This window comes from Modicisalibacter ilicicola DSM 19980 (assembly GCF_900128925.1).
Taxonomy (GTDB): domain Bacteria; phylum Pseudomonadota; class Gammaproteobacteria; order Pseudomonadales; family Halomonadaceae; genus Modicisalibacter; species Modicisalibacter ilicicola.
Map to the genome: position 1 here is coordinate 59,224 of NZ_FQUJ01000012.1, position 14,948 is coordinate 74,171.

A 14,948-nucleotide genomic window follows, 5' to 3' on the forward strand; every position below is an offset into this window, starting at 1 on the left:
CGAGGGTCACCCCAGGGCCAACCAGATTCCCACCCCGATCATCAGCGTGCCGGCGATACGATTGAGCAGGCGCACGTTGCCCCCCTGTGCCAGCAGGCGACTGGCGCCACGCCCGCCGCCGGCATAAAGCAGCAGGCAGGTCAGCTCGATCGCCAGGATCATCGCCACCAGTACCGCCAGTTGCGGCGCCAGGGGCAGGGACGCATCGAGGAAAGGCGGCAAGAGCGCGATGAAGAACGCCCAGCCCTTGGGATTGGCGATGGCCGTGACGAAGCCCTGGGCAAGCAAGTGGAGCCGCGAGACGTCTGCCGTTTCCCGGGACTCGAGAGGAATCGCCATGCGTCCCCGGGAGCGCCACATCATGAAACCCAGGTAGACCAGGTAGGCACCCCCCAGCCCCTTGAACACCGCGAACAGCATCGGCTGGCGCAGCATCAGCGCCGCCACCCCGGCACCCGCCGCCACCGCCACCAGCCCCACGCCGGCCAGTTCGCCGACCATCATCCACAGCGCGCGCCTCACGCCCACGGTCATGCCCAGCACCATGGAGAGCGTCATGCACATGCCCGGCGTCAGCGACACCATGAAGAAGGTGGGAACGAAGACCGACAACAACGACAGGTTGACCACGTTGGCTACTCTCCCCAGCGCGGCATCAGGCGATGCTCGATCCCCAGTTGGTTGAGAATGCGCGCGACGACGAAATCGACCATGTCGGCGACACTGTCAGGTCGGTGATAGAACCCCGGGGCTGCCGGCAGGATCACCGCTCCGAGGCGCGCCAGCGTCAGCATGTGCTCGAGATGAATGGCGGACAACGGCGTTTCCCTGGGCACCAGGATCAATCGTCGGCGCTCCTTGAGGGCGACGTCGGCGGCACGCTCGATCAGGTTGTTGCTGGCCCCGGTCGCGACCGCCGAGAGGGTGCCGGTAGAGCACGGGCAGATGACCATCGCCGAGGAGGCCCCGGAGCCGGAAGCCACCGGAGCCATCCAGTCTTCCCGGGCGAAGCAGCGGATCTGTCCCTGAGCGGCGCCACTGCGCCGGATCAGGGCCTGGGCGAGCTTGTCGGGGCGTGCCGGCAGGGCCTCCGTGGTTTCGGTAGCGACGACCATGTGCGCCGCCTTGGAGATCATCACCCAGACCTCGTGGCCTGTGGTCACCAGGCAGTCGATCAGGCGCAGGCCGTACTGGGCCCCGGAGGCGCCGGTCAAGGCGACGCTGATCGGCGGCTTGAAGGCTGCTGCGGTCTCAGCCATGGGCGGCCCCGAGGGCGGCCAGGAGCTTGTCGTGGATGCCGCCGAAACCGCCATTGGACATCACCACGATACGGTCGTTGCGGCGCGCCTGAGCGACCAGCGCGGCCACCAGCGCATCGATGTCGTCGGCTCGCGTGGCGGGCACCGGGCTGGTCGTCAGCACGTCGTCCAGGGACCAGTCGAGCCCTGCCGGCTGATACCACCATACCGCGTCCGCATCACGGACACTGTCAGCCAGGCGGCCCTTCAGGGTGCCCAGGCGCATGGTATTGGAGCGCGGCTCGATCACCGCCAGCAAGCGTCCGCGCGGGGTCGCGGCACGCAGCCCCTTCAAGGTCCCGGCGATCGCCGTCGGGTGATGAGCGAAGTCGTCGATCACTTGTATGCCGCCGATTTCGCCGCGCACCTCCTGCCGGCGACGCGGGGTCTCGAAGCGCGCCAGTGCCGCGCAGCCGCGAGGCAGATCGACCCCGCAGGTGGCCGCCGCGGCCAGGGCCGCCAAGGCGTTGCGCGCATTGTGCTCGCCGGTGAGCGCCCAATCGACCACGGCATCCTCGCCACCATGAATGACCCGGAAGCGGCTGGCATCGTCCCGCTCCAGCACCAGGCGCCAGGCGCTTTGATCGTCGCTGCCGAAACGCTCGACCGGACTCCAGCAGCCCATCCCGAGCACCCGTTCCAGGGCCGGTTCTCCATCGGCGACCAACAACCGACCCAAGGAGGGGACGGTGCGCACCAGATGATGAAACTGGCGCTCGATGGCTGCCAGATCGACGAAGATGTCCGCGTGATCGAACTCGAGGTTGTTGAGCACCGCCACGTCGGGGCGGTAATGCACGAACTTGGAACGCTTGTCGAAGAAGGCGGTGTCGTACTCGTCGGCCTCGACCACGAACGGCGCACCGGCATCGCCCAGGCGCGCCGAGACGCCGAAGTTGCGCGGCACCCCGCCGATCAGGAAGCCAGGGGCCTGGCCCGCGCTTTCCAGCAGCCAGGCGAGTAGGCTGGCGGTCGTGGTCTTGCCGTGGGTACCCGCCACGGCGATCACGCGACGCCCCGGCAGCACATGGTCGGCCAGCCATTGAGGCCCCGAGGTGTAGGGGAGCTTGGCATCGAGCAGGGCCTCGACCCCGACATTGCCGCGAGACAGCGCGTTGCCAACCACCACCAGATCGGGGCGTGGCTCGAGGTTGTCGGCGCGATAGCCGTCACGCAGCAGGATGCCCGCCGCCTCGAGTTGAGTACTCATGGGAGGATAGACGTTGGCGTCGGACCCGCTGACCTGATGGCCCAGCTCCCGGGCCAGGAGCGCCAGGCTGCCCATGAAGGTGCCGCAGATACCCAGTATGTGGATGTGCATCGAATCCTCAGGCGTTTCAACGACCCGACAAGGCACGTCGAGCCAACAGACAAATTCGCGTAAGCATGCAAGCTGGACCAGCGCGTGAGCCTAGCATGGTGCCTTTTCCCTCGCCAGGCACCAGCAGGTTCATACACCGGCCGTGATGCAGCCGCGGGTGCTTTCGACTATGATGGAACGTCGTTTTTGTCGCTGTTCACAGTTCAAAAGTCAGGAGCAAAGGAAGCCCCCAATGGCCCAGCAAAACGCATTCTACGCCCAATCCGGCGGTGTCACGGCGGTGATCAACGCCAGCGCCTGCGGCGTCGTCGAGGCCTGCCGCGAGTCGGATCGCATCGGCAAGCTCTACGCCGGCCACAACGGCATCATCGGCGCTCTCACCGAGGACCTGATCGATGTCTCCCAGGAGTCCGACGAGGCCATCGCCGCGCTGCGCCACACCCCCGGGGGGGCCTTCGGCTCCTGCCGCTACAAGCTGAAGGACATCGAGAGCCACCGTGCCCAGTACGAGCGACTGATCGAGGTCTTCAAGGCTCACGACATCGGCTATTTCTTCTACAACGGCGGTGGCGACAGCGCCGATACCTGCCTCAAGGTATCGCAACTCTCGGAGAAGCTCGGCTACCCGTTGACCGCCATTCATGTGCCGAAGACCGTGGACAACGACCTGCCGATCACCGACAACTCGCCGGGCTTCGGTAGCGTGGCCAAGTATATCGCCACCTCGACCCGGGAGGCGGCCCTGGACATCGCCTCGATGTGCGCCACCTCCACCAAGGTGTTCGTTCTCGAGGTGATGGGCCGTCACGCCGGCTGGATCGCCGCCGCTGGCGCCTTGGCCGGCAACGGCGAAGGCGAGCCACCGCATCTGATCGTCTTCCCGGAAGTCCCCTTCGATCGCGCCGCGGTCATGGCTCGGGTAGAGACATCGGTCAAGCAATATGGTTACTGCGTCATCGTGGTGTCGGAGGGGGCGCGCTACGAGGACGGCACCTTCCTGGCGGACGCCGGCAACACGGACGCCTTCGGCCATCGCCAGCTCGGCGGCGTGGCGCCGACCCTGGCGGGCATGATCAAGCAGGACCTGGGCTACAAGTATCACTGGGCGGTGGCCGACTACCTGCAACGCGCCGCGCGCCATCTGGCCTCGCGGACCGATGTCGAGCAGGCCTATGCGGTGGGCCGCAAGGCCGTGGAGCTGGCTCTCGAGGGCCAGAACGCCAAGATGCCGGCAATCAAGCGCATCAGCGACGATCCCTATGAATGGCGCATCGATGCCGCTCCCCTGGCCGAGGTGGCCAATCAGGAAAAGTTCATGCCCCGCGAGTATATCCGTGACGATGGTTTCGGCATCACCGATGCCTGCCGGCGTTACCTGTCACCGTTGATTCAGGGCGAGGATTTCCCGCCCTTCGACAACGGCCTGCCCAGAATGGCCGAGCTGAAGCTGGTGAAAGTGGAGCGCAAGCTTCCCCAATTCACGCTCTGATCGCCTGATCCCCTTTTGCCTGGAGTCGACGCCCCTCGCCGGGGCGTCTTGCGTTCTACTTCCATAACCAGGAGAGCAACAACAACAGCAGCAGGATCCCGGCGATTCCCTGCCAGAGATTGACGGGCTCTCGCAACACACGAGAGGGCGTGGATGATTCGGCAGCCATCTTGCGCTGGCCGCCCAGGAAGCAGACGAATTCGGAGAGGCGCCGGAAACGCAGCGCGCGCTGCGGGTCCAGGGCCCGCCGCAGGGCGTCGTCAAGCGTCGGCGACACCTCCGGGTTGGCGATCCGCGCGCTGCGGTAAACCATCCTCTCCAGATCGGTATGCGTGCGCAGCTGACGCGGCTCGATAGCGTAGGGCAAGTCTCCGGTCAACAGCCAGTAGAGCGTCGAGGCCAGCGCGTATTGATCGCTGCGCCGGCCGACATCCGTGTCCAGGGCGTATTCCGGGGCGCTGTGCTCGTTGAGCCCGACCTGGCGCGCCAGCTCCCGTGCGCTTCTGTGACCGTCGCCATCGCGCCGGTGACAGGCGCTGAAATCCGCCATGACGACCTGGCCCCGGGCGTCGATTAGGATGTTGCCGGGATGGATCTGCTGATGCAGCACCTCGCGGCGATGCATCGCCTGCACCCCCTTGGCCAGCTGTCGGGCGATATCCAGTCGCTGACCCAGGCTGGCCCCAGGGTGACGTCTCGCCCAGTCGGTCAAGGTCTCGCCCGGCACGTAAGCCATCAGGTAATAGAGATAGCGGCTCGGACGCGTCCGCTGCACGGCCTTGACGACGAAGGGTGAATGAATACGCTCGACCACCCATCGCTGCAGCAGGAAATGCTCGAGGTAGGCGTTGCGGTTCGATAGCTCGGGACTGGGCGACTTGAGCACCATCTCGCGTCCGCTGCGCACATCCCGCACGCGAAAGACCCGAGTCTGCGCGGTACGCGACAGGACCGCCTCCACCTCGAGACCATCGAGACGATCCCCAACCTCGAGTTCGGGGGGAATCGGCAGGTTCTCGCAGGCGCGTTCGGGTAAGCCTGGCGTCTCCTCGGCCAGGCGATCGATGCGCACCAACTGGAAACAGAACTGGTCGGCGCCGTAGCCTCGCTCCGCGGCACGCACCTGGGCGGCCTCGGCAAGGCGCTCGCAGGCGGCATCGAGGTCGCTGACATCGACTCGGATCAGTTGCATGTAATCCGAGGGCATCAGGGTGCCGCGTACCGCCTGGGTCGTGAACAGGAAAAGATCGCCCTGCTTGATCGGCATGCGCAGGTAATCGATGTCCAGGTTGCCATCCAGCCCCAGTGCCCGGGAAGGGTAGCGATACCCGCCGAGATCGGTGACATGGTCCCGGGTGAGCTGTTCGAACTCGGCTCCCCGCAGACGAAATACCAGGGTGTCGCCCATATGGAAGAGATGCCCCTCGCGACCGCGCAGTACCAGCGCCGAGAGGGAGCTGACGTAGCTGCCTTCGGCCACGTGGCTGCTCTGGCTGTGGCTCCAGCTGTTCAGGGCCAGCAGCACACGCATCGCCGAGGTCTTGATGTCCCAGTGCACCGGCGTCGAATAATAGTCGGCCAGGAAGCCTCGCACGGTCAGGTCGCCGGCCTGCTTGGCGATAGCGTTGCGCCAGGTGGAATCGCTGATCAACGCACAGGCGCCCTTGGTGTCCAGGGTGTCGTCCTCGGGCAGGCGCACCGACATCGAGCTGCGATGGTGGCCACGCTCCGGCGCCACGAAGGCTTGACCGTAGCTCAAGGACAAGGCTTGCTTCGCCAAGAGATCTCTCCTCGTCGGGTAGCGTTGCGGCGCCATGATACACTGTCGCGAGCCGGCGCGATTCGTCGACCAATGGAGGGGTCGCGGGAGCGCACTCGCAAGCCGTTCGGATTGGTAATCCCCCAAGGCAGTTCGTATAATTCAGCGAATTTTTTGCAGCCAACCTCAAGGACTCGACCATGAGCTTCAGCAAGATTCCCGCAGGCAAGGATCTCCCCAACGACGTCTATGTCGTGATCGAAATTCCTGCCAACCATGCGCCGATCAAGTACGAGATCGACAAGGAAATGGATGCCCTGGTGGTCGATCGCTTCATGACCACGCCCATGTTCTACCCGGCCAACTACGGCTTCATTCCCGATACACTGGCCGACGACGGCGACCCTCTCGATGCGCTGGTCGTCACGCCCTACCCGATCCAGGCCGGCAGCGTGATCCGCGCCCGCCCGGTGGGCATCCTCAACATGACCGACGAAGCCGGCGAGGACGCCAAGTTGATCTGCGTTCCCCACAGCAAGCTGGCGCCGGTCTATGACGAGGTGAAGGAGGTCACCGATCTGCCCGAACTGCTGCGCCAGCAGATCGCCCACTTCTTCGAGAACTACAAGGACCTCGACAAGGGCAAGTGGGTCAAGGTGGAATCCTGGGATGGCGTCGACGCCGCCCGGGACGCGATCGAGAAGGCCGTCGCCGCCTACGGCAAGCAGTAATCCTCGCATCACCATCCCGACGATGCACAAGGGGCCGCTATCCAGCGGCCCCTTGTGCTTGTCTGGCTGTCGTGATTATTGCGATTCCTCTTCCGATACCGGTGGCGCCACTGGCGATTCCGGTGCAGCCTCGGCCGGCTCGGGCGGGGTGACACCCTCACCCTCTGCCTCGTCCGCCCCGGAATCGGTTGCCTCATCGCCCACCTTCTCGGGCGCCTGATCGCCAGGTTCGTCATTTGCTGGCGCCGGTTCACCGGCGGCCTGTCCGGAGGCCTGATCGCCTTGCTCGCCATCAGTCGGTGCGCCGGGGTCCTCCGCGGCCGTTTCGGATGACGCGTCGCGGGCCTCAGGCGAGGAGGCACCCTGCTCTTCGGGGCTTGCCGGCGTCTCGGCCTCGTCCTCGACGGCCGTTGCCGGATCGACCTCGACCCCTTCCACGCCTGCAGCCAAGGCGCGAACCTGATCCCGGGCACTCATGATGTAGTTCGCCAGCAGCAGCGAATGGTTGGCAAAAATCCCGAACCCCGAGCCATTGAGCACCAAGGGGCTCCAAAGACGCCGCTGGGCCATTTCCAGCTCCGCCAGCAGGCGCGCCATGTTGCCCGAGGCCCCGGCCTTGGCAAGCAGATCGGCATAGTCGCGCTCGACGGCCCTCAGGAAGTGCATCAACGCCCAGGCATCGCCCCGGGCCTCGAAGAAGGTATTGTCGATGCGATACCAGGGCGTGGCTTCCGGCAGTTCGGTCTCATCGACACCCAGCTCGCGCAGCGCCTCGGGATCATCGATGCTGGCCGAGAGGCGCTGGATCAGGTGGCCGAGCCGCCGGTCCACCTTTTGCAGCCATTGAGCCAGGGCATCGCCATCGTTGACGAAACCGGTCACGCTCTCGGCGGAAAGCGTCGCCAGGAAGCCATCCAGTGCCTCGACCGCTCGCGCATAGCGCTTTTCCGCGGACGGATAGAGCCAATCGCGACTGTTGCTGTCGAGCGCCTCTTCCGCTTCACCGAACAAGGCCGTCTCTCCGGCGCTCATCGCCGGCAACGCCTGGGCGAGCAGACGCGCCTGATTCAACACGCCATATTCCCAGCTGGGCATGTTGTCGAGCCAGACGCCGGGCGGTGTCACATCGTTGCGCAGATAGCCCCCGGGCTTGTCGAGCAGCGTATCGACCGTCGTCGAGAGCGTGGCGATGGTGACCGCTCCCCGGGCCGCAGGCGTGGTCGCGGCGGCGCCACGTCGTTCCGCCACGGCCCGATCGACGGCGAAGGCGTCCGGCCGCTGGCTCCACCAGATGCCGAGCCCGATGCAGACCAGCAGATAGAGTCCTATCAAGAACAGCAGCGGCTTCCATATCCAGCCATAATCGGGGCGTTCGAGCACATCGGTGCGGCGCTTGCGCTTGCGAAAGATTGCCATATCCACGACGTCCTTAGAGCGAGGTTGAAAGAGTCCTTGGCTTTATGAAGATTATCCTATCACGCCCCTTCCGGCGCGGTGGCCCCCTCAACGCGACGCCCCCAGACCTTGCCCCGAACAGCGTTCGACCATGACGGCCCGATGGCTGGACAAGCGGTTTCTTTTTCGTCACACTCCGCCAACGTCGGCTCATTTGGCGTCCACGGGCGTCAACTTGCAGAATCCTGCTGGCATCTTGATGAATATCGAACAGGTTAACAGCGCCGCTCCAAGGACCCTTATGGCCCGAATTCTGGTACTCAACGGCCCCAATCTGAACTTGCTGGGCACTCGCGAACCCGAGGTGTATGGCAGCGTGACCCTCGACGACATTCGCCTGCGCCTGACGACCCGCGCCCTCGAGCACGGCCACCAGATCGACTGGCTGCAGTCCAACGCCGAGCACGAACTGGTGGAACGCGTGCATGGCGCCCGGGTCGATGGCACCGATTTCATCCTGATCAACCCGGCCGCCTTCACCCATACCAGCGTCGCGCTGCGCGATGCACTGACCGGTGTCGCCATACCGTTCATCGAATTGCACCTCTCCAACGTGCATGCCCGCGAGCCGTTCCGCGCCCACTCCTATTTCTCCGACGTGGCCGAGGGCGTCATTTGCGGCTTCGGGGCCGACAGCTACGAGCTCGCCCTCAACGCCGCGCTGCTCCGCCTGGCCGCGCCTGTTTCCTGACGCATTATCTCTCATTCATCGCAAGAGACATCATCTATGGATATCCGCAAGGTCAAGAAGCTCATCGAGCTGCTCGAAGAATCCGACATCAGCGAAATCGAAATACAGGAAGGTGAAGAATCGGTGCGCATCACGCGCCACAGCTATGGACACAGCCAGTCCATGCCGATGCCCGCCTGGGGAGCGCCGAGCGTGCCCCAGACACAGACACCGGCCCCCGCCGCCGCACCCAATGACGAGATGGGCGAGCCCCATGCCCCGGCACAACCGGCCGGACATGCCGTGACCTCGCCGATGGTTGGCACCTTCTATCGCTCGCCGGCGCCCGGTGCCAAGCCTTTCGTCGAGAAGGGACAGCGCGTCAAGAAGGGTGAGCCCGTCTGCATCGTGGAAGCCATGAAGATGATGAACCAGATCGATGCCGATCAGGACGGCGTCATCGAAGCCATCCTGGTGGAGGACGGTGAACCGGTCGAATTCGACCAACCGATGCTAATCATCTCCTGACCAATGGAAAATACCATGCTGGATAAGGTACTCATCGCCAATCGCGGCGAGATCGCCCTGCGCATTCTGCGCGCCTGCAAGGAACTGGGCATTCGCACCGTCGCCGTCCACTCCAAGGCCGACCGGGAATTGATGCACGTGCGCCTGGCGGACGAAGCGGTGTGCATCGGCCCGCCCCCCTCGGCCCAATCCTATCTCAACATCCCGGCGCTGATCAGTGCCGCCGAAGTGACCGATGCAAGCGCCATTCACCCCGGTTACGGCTTCCTTTCCGAGAACGCCAACTTCGCCGAGCAGGTCGAGCGCTCGGGCTTCGTGTTCATCGGCCCCCGTGCCGAGACCATCCGCCTGATGGGCGACAAGGTCAGCGCCATCGCTGCCATGAAGGCCGCCGGAGTCCCCACCGTGCCCGGGTCCGACGGACCGCTGCCCGAGGATGACGACGACGCCATACTCGCCACCGCCAAGCGCATCGGCTACCCGGTGATCATCAAGGCCGCGGCAGGCGGCGGTGGGCGAGGCATGCGCGTGGTGCACACCGAAGCGCATCTGCTCTCCTCGGTCAGCGTGACGCGCAACGAGGCCAACGCCGCCTTCGGCGACGGCACGCTGTACATGGAGAAGTTCCTCGAGCAGCCGCGCCACGTCGAGGTGCAGGTACTCGCCGATGGCCAGGGCAATGCCATTCATCTCTATGACCGCGACTGCTCGCTGCAACGCCGCCACCAGAAGGTGATCGAAGAGGCACCGGCTCCGCAGGTCGATCCCGAGGCTCGGGCCAGGGTGCTCAAGGCCTGCACCGATGCCTGCAACGAGATCGGCTACCGTGGCGCCGGCACCTTCGAATTCCTCTACGAGAACGGCGAATACTTCTTCATCGAGATGAACACCCGGGTTCAGGTCGAGCATCCGGTCACCGAGATGGTCACCGGCGTCGACATCGTCAAGGAGCAGCTGCGCATCGCCTCGGGCCTGCCACTGACGATCAGACAGGAAGATGTCGTACTGCATGGTCATGCCTTCGAGTGCCGCATCAACGCCGAGGATTCGCGCACCTTCATGCCCTCGCCCGGCAAGGTGACGCTCTATCATGCCCCAGGAGGGCTCGGCGTGCGCATGGACTCTCACCTCTACACCGGCTATTCGGTGCCGCCTCACTACGACTCCCTGATCGGCAAGCTGATCACCTGGGGCGAGGACCGCGATATCGCACTGACCCGCATGCGCAACGGACTGGATGAGCTGCTGGTGGAGGGCATTCGCACCAATATCGACCTGCAGAAGGACCTGGTGCGCGATACCCATTTCCAGCAGGGGGGCGTGAACATCCACTATCTCGAGAAGAAACTCGGCAGCTGAACGAGCCCCCTCGGGAAAGCGTGCGGTACTACACTTTGCGGGTGGCCCATGCCACCCTTTTTCGTTCCAGGCAACCGGACCCTCTCATGCCCTGGTTACAGCTCAAGGCGCGTGTCGCCCCAGAACAGGCCGAACTCCTCGAGGAACTGCTGACCGCCGAAGGCGCCTCGGCCATCACCCTCCAGGACGCTCAGGACGACCCGGTGTTCGAACCGGACATCGGCACCACGCCGCTATGGCAGGAAACCGTGCTGACCGGCCTCTACGATGATCTGAACGACATCGAGGCCATGCTCGAACGGGTACGCCAGGCCTGGGCCCTGGCCACACCCGACGACCCCTGTCCCGAGATCGACTATGAATTGCTCGCCGACCGGGATTGGGAACGCGAGTGGATGGACGGCTTTTCGCCCTTGCGGATGGGCAAGCGGCTGTGGATCGTGCCGAGCTGGCATGAGGCCCCGGACCCCGAGGCGGTGAACCTGCTGCTCGACCCCGGTCTGGCCTTCGGCACCGGCACCCATCCGACCACGGCCCTGTGCCTGGAATGGCTCGACGATCTGGCCGAACGAGGCAAATTGAAGGGCACAAGCGTACTGGATTTCGGCTGCGGCTCCGGCATCCTTGCCATTGCCGCGCTCAAGCTGGGCGCCGCGAAGGGCCTGGGAACCGACATCGATCCCCAGGCGCTCATCGCCAGTCGAGACAATGCCCGGCGCAATGCCATCGCGGATGAGGATCTCACGCTGTGCCTGCCGGAACAGTTGCCTGCTTCCCGCCAGGAGGTGGTACTGGCCAACATACTCGCTGGCCCCCTGGTCGAACTGGCCCCGACCATCGCCGGCCAGGTGGCGCCCGGAGGACATCTGGCGCTGTCCGGCATTCTCGCCCATCAGGCCGAGGCGGTGCTCGAGGCCTATCTCGCCCAGGGACTGCAGATGGACGCCCCCCTCGAGCGTGATGGCTGGATCTGTCTGAGCGGGTATCGCATCGACTGAGCACGATGGCCTTCAATCTAGGCGCGACGGCCGTTATCATGGCGGGCCCTTCGAGACCGAGATTCCGTATCACGATGCCCGCTACTGCAAGCGTCGAACCACTCGCGATCGGCCCTTACCGCCTGCCCAACCGGGTGATCCTGGCCCCCATGGCCGGCGTCACCGACCGCCCCTTCCGACAATTGTGTCGCGCCCAGGGCGCCGGGTTGGTGGTCTCGGAAATGGTCACCGCCGACTCGCGCCTGTGGCATACGCGCAAGTCACGCTCGCGACTCGATCATGCCGGCGAGCCGGGGCCTCGGTCCGTGCAGATCGCGGGCGGCGACCCGCTGATGCTGGCCGAAGCGGCGCGACTCAATGCCGCGCAAGGTGCCCAGATCATCGACATCAACATGGGCTGCCCGGCCAAGAAGGTGTGCAACAAGGCGGCGGGCTCGGCGCTGCTGCGGGATGAAGGCCTGGTCGCCGACATCCTCGAGGCGGTGGTGAGCGCCGTGGACGTGCCGGTCACGCTGAAGATCCGCACCGGCTGGTGCAGCGCCAGCGTCAATGGGCAACGCATCGCGCGCCTCGCCGAGGAGAAGGGCATACAGGCCCTTGCGGTACATGGCCGCACTCGCGAGCAACGCTACTCGGGTGAGGCAGAATATGACACTATCGCTGCCATCAAGGCCTCGGTGGGCATTCCCGTATTCGCCAATGGCGATATTACATCACCGGAGAAAGCCGCCCAGGTCCTGAACTATACTGGTGCGGATGCGGTAATGATCGGCCGAGGGGCTCAAGGCAACCCCTGGATTTTTCGCCAGATCGACCATTACCTGCGCACCGGCGAGCATCTTCGTGCACCCAGCGCGGAGGAGCGCCGTCACGTGATTCGCCAGCACCTCACTAAACTGCATGCTTTCTATGGTGACTACATGGGTGTGCGTATCGCACGTAAGCACATTGGCTGGTATCTGAGCACACTTGCAGACGCCAAGGCTCTCCGGGCACGCTTCAATGCTCTGGAGACTCAGACCGCGCAGCACCGTTTCGTTGATGAACTGTTTCGCCCGGCCCATTCGCCGGCCACGGGGAGGATCAGCGCAGCATGACCGGCACAGCCTTCTCAACCACTCAGGCAATGGATGATTCGGCCTCGTCGTCCAGCCGTGGGCAAACCTTGCGCGAGGCCGTGGACGAGGCCCTGCATCGCTATTTCGACCATCTCGACGGCGGATCGGTCAGCGATCTCTATGCCATGGTCATGACCGAGGTCGAGGTGCCGCTGCTCAGTGCCGTGCTGGCCTACACCGAGGGCAACCAGACCCGGGCTGCCGACATGCTGGGCATGAATCGAGGTACCTTGCGCAAGAAGCTCAAGCATTACGATCTGATCTGAACCAGTTCTCCGAGAGGGAGCCCGCTATGGCTCCCGTTCCGTTCAAACCGCCGCATTGGACTATCATGGCCGCTTCTTCCTCTTCCCAGCCTTCCCTGCCCCCGGTGCGCCGGGCACTGATCAGCGTCTCCGACAAGACAGGCATCGTCGACTTCGCGCGCGAGCTGGCGGCGCGGGGCATCGAACTGCTCTCCACCGGCGGCACCTTCCGCCTGCTCAGGGAACAGGGGATTGACGTCACCGAGGTCTCCGAGCACACCGGCTTCCCCGAAATCATGGCGGGACGCGTCAAGACGCTGCACCCCACCATTCACGGCGGCATTCTCGGCCGTCGTGGCCAGGACGACGAGGCGATGGCCGAACACGGCATCGCGCCCATCGACCTGGTGGCAGTCAATCTCTATCCCTTCGCCGCCACCGTTGCCAGGCCCGATTGCACCCTCGAGGAGGCCATCGAGAACATCGACATCGGCGGCCCGGCCATGCTGCGCGCCTGCGCCAAGAATCATGCCTTCACGACGGTCGTGGTCGAAAGCCAGGACTATTCCCGAGTGCTGGATGAATTGAGCACTCACGACGGCGCGGTCAGCGATGCCACTCGCTTCGATCTGGCGGTCAAGGCCTTCGAGCATACCGCCGGCTACGACGGGGCCATCGCCAATTATCTCGGTGGCATCGACCAGGACGGCGACACCCTCTTTCCGCGCACCTACAACCTGCAGTTCCACAAGAAACAGTCGATGCGCTATGGCGAGAATCCGCACCAGCAGGCAGCCTTTTATGTCGAGGCGGATGCTACCGAGGCGAGTGTCGCCACCGCCCGGCAGCGCCAGGGCAAGGCGTTGTCGTTCAACAATGTCGCCGATACCGATGCGGCTTTCGAATGCGTCAAGGCCTTCGTCGACACCGCCTGCGTGATCGTCAAGCACGCCAACCCCTGCGGCGTGGCGCTCGGCGAGAGCCCGCTGGCGGCCTACGAGAAGGCCTTCGCCACCGACCCCACCAGCGCCTTCGGCGGCATCATCGCCTTCAACGTTCCTCTCGACGCCGATACCGCCCGCGCCATCATCGACCGGCAGTTCGTCGAGGTGATCATCGCCCCGGGCATCAGCGATGAGGCCGCCGCCATCGTCGCCGAGAAGGCCAACGTACGACTGCTGGATGCCGGGGACCACTGGCCCGGCGAGCGGGAGCATGCCCATGATTTCAAGCGGGTCACCGGCGGGCTGCTGGTCCAGGATCGTGATCTGGGCATGGTGGGGCGCGACGAACTCAAGGTGGCCACCGAGCGTGCCCCTTCCGAGCAGGAACTGCGCGACCTGGCCTTCGCCTGGAAGGTCGCCAAGTACGTCAAGTCCAACGCCATCGTCTACGCCAGGCACGGCCAGACCATCGGTGTCGGCGCCGGCCAGATGAGCCGCGTCTACTCGGCGCGCATCGCCGGCATCAAGGCCGCCGACGAAGGGCTCGAGGTGCCTGGTTCGGTGATGGCCTCGGATGCCTTCTTCCCGTTTCGCGACGGCATCGATGCGGCGGCGGCGGCCGGCATCACCGCGGTGATCCAGCCTGGCGGCTCGATGCGCGATCAGGAAGTGATCGATGCCGCCAACGAAGCCGGCATCGCCATGGTGTTCACCGGGATGCGCCACTTCAAACACTAGAGTTTGAACATGCTGATCTCGATCATGCGGCTTGAAAATTGAGGCTCTTCGACGTTTCATGCGGATTTAGCCTGAACCATCGCCCGATAAATCGGGCTCCTACAAAACTCCGTGATATCAATCACCCGTAGGAGCTCGCTTCAGCGAGCGACAGGCGCTTCGAGCCCGGCCGTGCATCAGAGCCTGAGTACCGTCCATGCCCTGCCTCCGGCTCAGCGGACAAATTCCACACCCAACGGCGAAGAGCCTTTTTATAAAAACAAACAGGGCAGCCTTGGCCGCCCTGTTTGCTTGT

At 64.6% G+C, this 14,948-nt stretch carries 14 protein-coding genes; 9 read left to right on the forward strand and 5 right to left on the reverse strand.

Translation table 11 applies throughout. The features are described 5' to 3' along the window. Nucleotides 1-6: 6 nt before the first annotated feature. The 3 genes from BUA41_RS13465 to mpl are packed head-to-tail and all read right to left on the reverse strand — an operon-like array spanning nucleotide 7 to nucleotide 2,619. The gene (locus BUA41_RS13465; RefSeq protein WP_175546978.1) at nucleotides 7-630 is read right to left on the reverse strand and encodes a LysE family translocator; all 624 of its coding nucleotides are present in this window, start codon (nucleotides 628-630) and stop codon (nucleotides 7-9) included. 5 nt (nucleotides 631-635) lie between these two features. Continuing rightward, on the reverse strand, nucleotides 636-1,259 hold the full coding sequence (locus BUA41_RS13470; RefSeq protein WP_072823741.1) for a flavin prenyltransferase UbiX: 624 nt from the start codon (nucleotides 1,257-1,259) through the stop codon (nucleotides 636-638). Continuing rightward, complete coding sequence (mpl, locus tag BUA41_RS13475) at nucleotides 1,252-2,619, reverse strand: UDP-N-acetylmuramate:L-alanyl-gamma-D-glutamyl-meso-diaminopimelate ligase (protein WP_072823743.1); 1,368 nt, start codon at nucleotides 2,617-2,619, stop codon at nucleotides 1,252-1,254. Before mpl ends, BUA41_RS13470 begins: the two co-directional genes overlap by 8 nt. 232 nt (nucleotides 2,620-2,851) lie before the next feature. Here mpl and BUA41_RS13480 point away from each other — a divergent pair, with 232 nt between their 5' ends. Next, on the forward strand, nucleotides 2,852-4,108 hold the full coding sequence (locus BUA41_RS13480) for a 6-phosphofructokinase (protein WP_072823745.1): 1,257 nt from the start codon (nucleotides 2,852-2,854) through the stop codon (nucleotides 4,106-4,108). Between the two features lie 55 nt (nucleotides 4,109-4,163). On the opposite strand, the gene BUA41_RS13485 is transcribed toward BUA41_RS13480, so the two are convergent. Further along, nucleotides 4,164-5,924 (reverse strand): protein kinase domain-containing protein, encoded by a 1,761-nt coding sequence (locus BUA41_RS13485; protein ID WP_371829246.1) that lies wholly within the window; start codon nucleotides 5,922-5,924, stop codon nucleotides 4,164-4,166. Nucleotides 5,925-6,067: 143 nt separating this feature from the next. Here BUA41_RS13485 and ppa point away from each other — a divergent pair, with 143 nt between their 5' ends. Then, the gene (gene ppa, locus BUA41_RS13490) at nucleotides 6,068-6,598 is read left to right on the forward strand and encodes an inorganic diphosphatase (protein WP_072823749.1); all 531 of its coding nucleotides are present in this window, start codon (nucleotides 6,068-6,070) and stop codon (nucleotides 6,596-6,598) included. A 75-nt stretch (nucleotides 6,599-6,673) separates the two neighbouring features. Here ppa and BUA41_RS13495 read toward each other — a convergent pair whose 3' ends face one another. After that, the gene (locus BUA41_RS13495; protein ID WP_072823750.1) at nucleotides 6,674-8,014 is read right to left on the reverse strand and encodes a DUF2333 family protein; all 1,341 of its coding nucleotides are present in this window, start codon (nucleotides 8,012-8,014) and stop codon (nucleotides 6,674-6,676) included. A gap of 280 nt (nucleotides 8,015-8,294) precedes the next feature. On the opposite strand from BUA41_RS13495, the gene aroQ reads away from it, so the two are divergent. The 7 genes from aroQ (at nucleotide 8,295) to purH (ending at nucleotide 14,653) form a co-directional block, all read left to right on the forward strand. Next, entirely contained in the window at nucleotides 8,295-8,744 is a 450-nt protein-coding gene (gene aroQ / locus BUA41_RS13500; RefSeq protein WP_072823751.1) for a type II 3-dehydroquinate dehydratase, read from the forward strand. Between the two features lie 36 nt (nucleotides 8,745-8,780). Next, complete coding sequence (accB, locus tag BUA41_RS13505) at nucleotides 8,781-9,251, forward strand: acetyl-CoA carboxylase biotin carboxyl carrier protein (RefSeq protein WP_072823752.1); 471 nt, start codon at nucleotides 8,781-8,783, stop codon at nucleotides 9,249-9,251. Nucleotides 9,252-9,266: 15 nt separating this feature from the next. Then, a complete protein-coding gene (accC, locus tag BUA41_RS13510; RefSeq protein WP_072823753.1) occupies nucleotides 9,267-10,610 on the forward strand; it encodes an acetyl-CoA carboxylase biotin carboxylase subunit in 1,344 nt (447 codons plus the stop codon). Nucleotides 10,611-10,696: 86 nt separating this feature from the next. Then, nucleotides 10,697-11,608, forward strand: coding sequence for a 50S ribosomal protein L11 methyltransferase (gene prmA / locus BUA41_RS13515; RefSeq protein ID WP_072823755.1), 912 nt, complete (start codon nucleotides 10,697-10,699; stop codon nucleotides 11,606-11,608). 74 nt (nucleotides 11,609-11,682) lie between these two features. Continuing rightward, nucleotides 11,683-12,705, forward strand: coding sequence for a tRNA dihydrouridine synthase DusB (gene dusB / locus BUA41_RS13520; protein ID WP_072823756.1), 1,023 nt, complete (start codon nucleotides 11,683-11,685; stop codon nucleotides 12,703-12,705). Then, entirely contained in the window at nucleotides 12,702-12,992 is a 291-nt protein-coding gene (gene fis, locus BUA41_RS13525) for a DNA-binding transcriptional regulator Fis (protein ID WP_072823757.1), read from the forward strand. The genes dusB and fis overlap by 4 nt, the downstream gene beginning before the upstream one ends. 65 nt (nucleotides 12,993-13,057) lie before the next feature. After that, the gene (purH, locus tag BUA41_RS13530) at nucleotides 13,058-14,653 is read left to right on the forward strand and encodes a bifunctional phosphoribosylaminoimidazolecarboxamide formyltransferase/IMP cyclohydrolase (protein WP_072823865.1); all 1,596 of its coding nucleotides are present in this window, start codon (nucleotides 13,058-13,060) and stop codon (nucleotides 14,651-14,653) included. Nucleotides 14,654-14,948 lie beyond the last annotated feature (295 nt).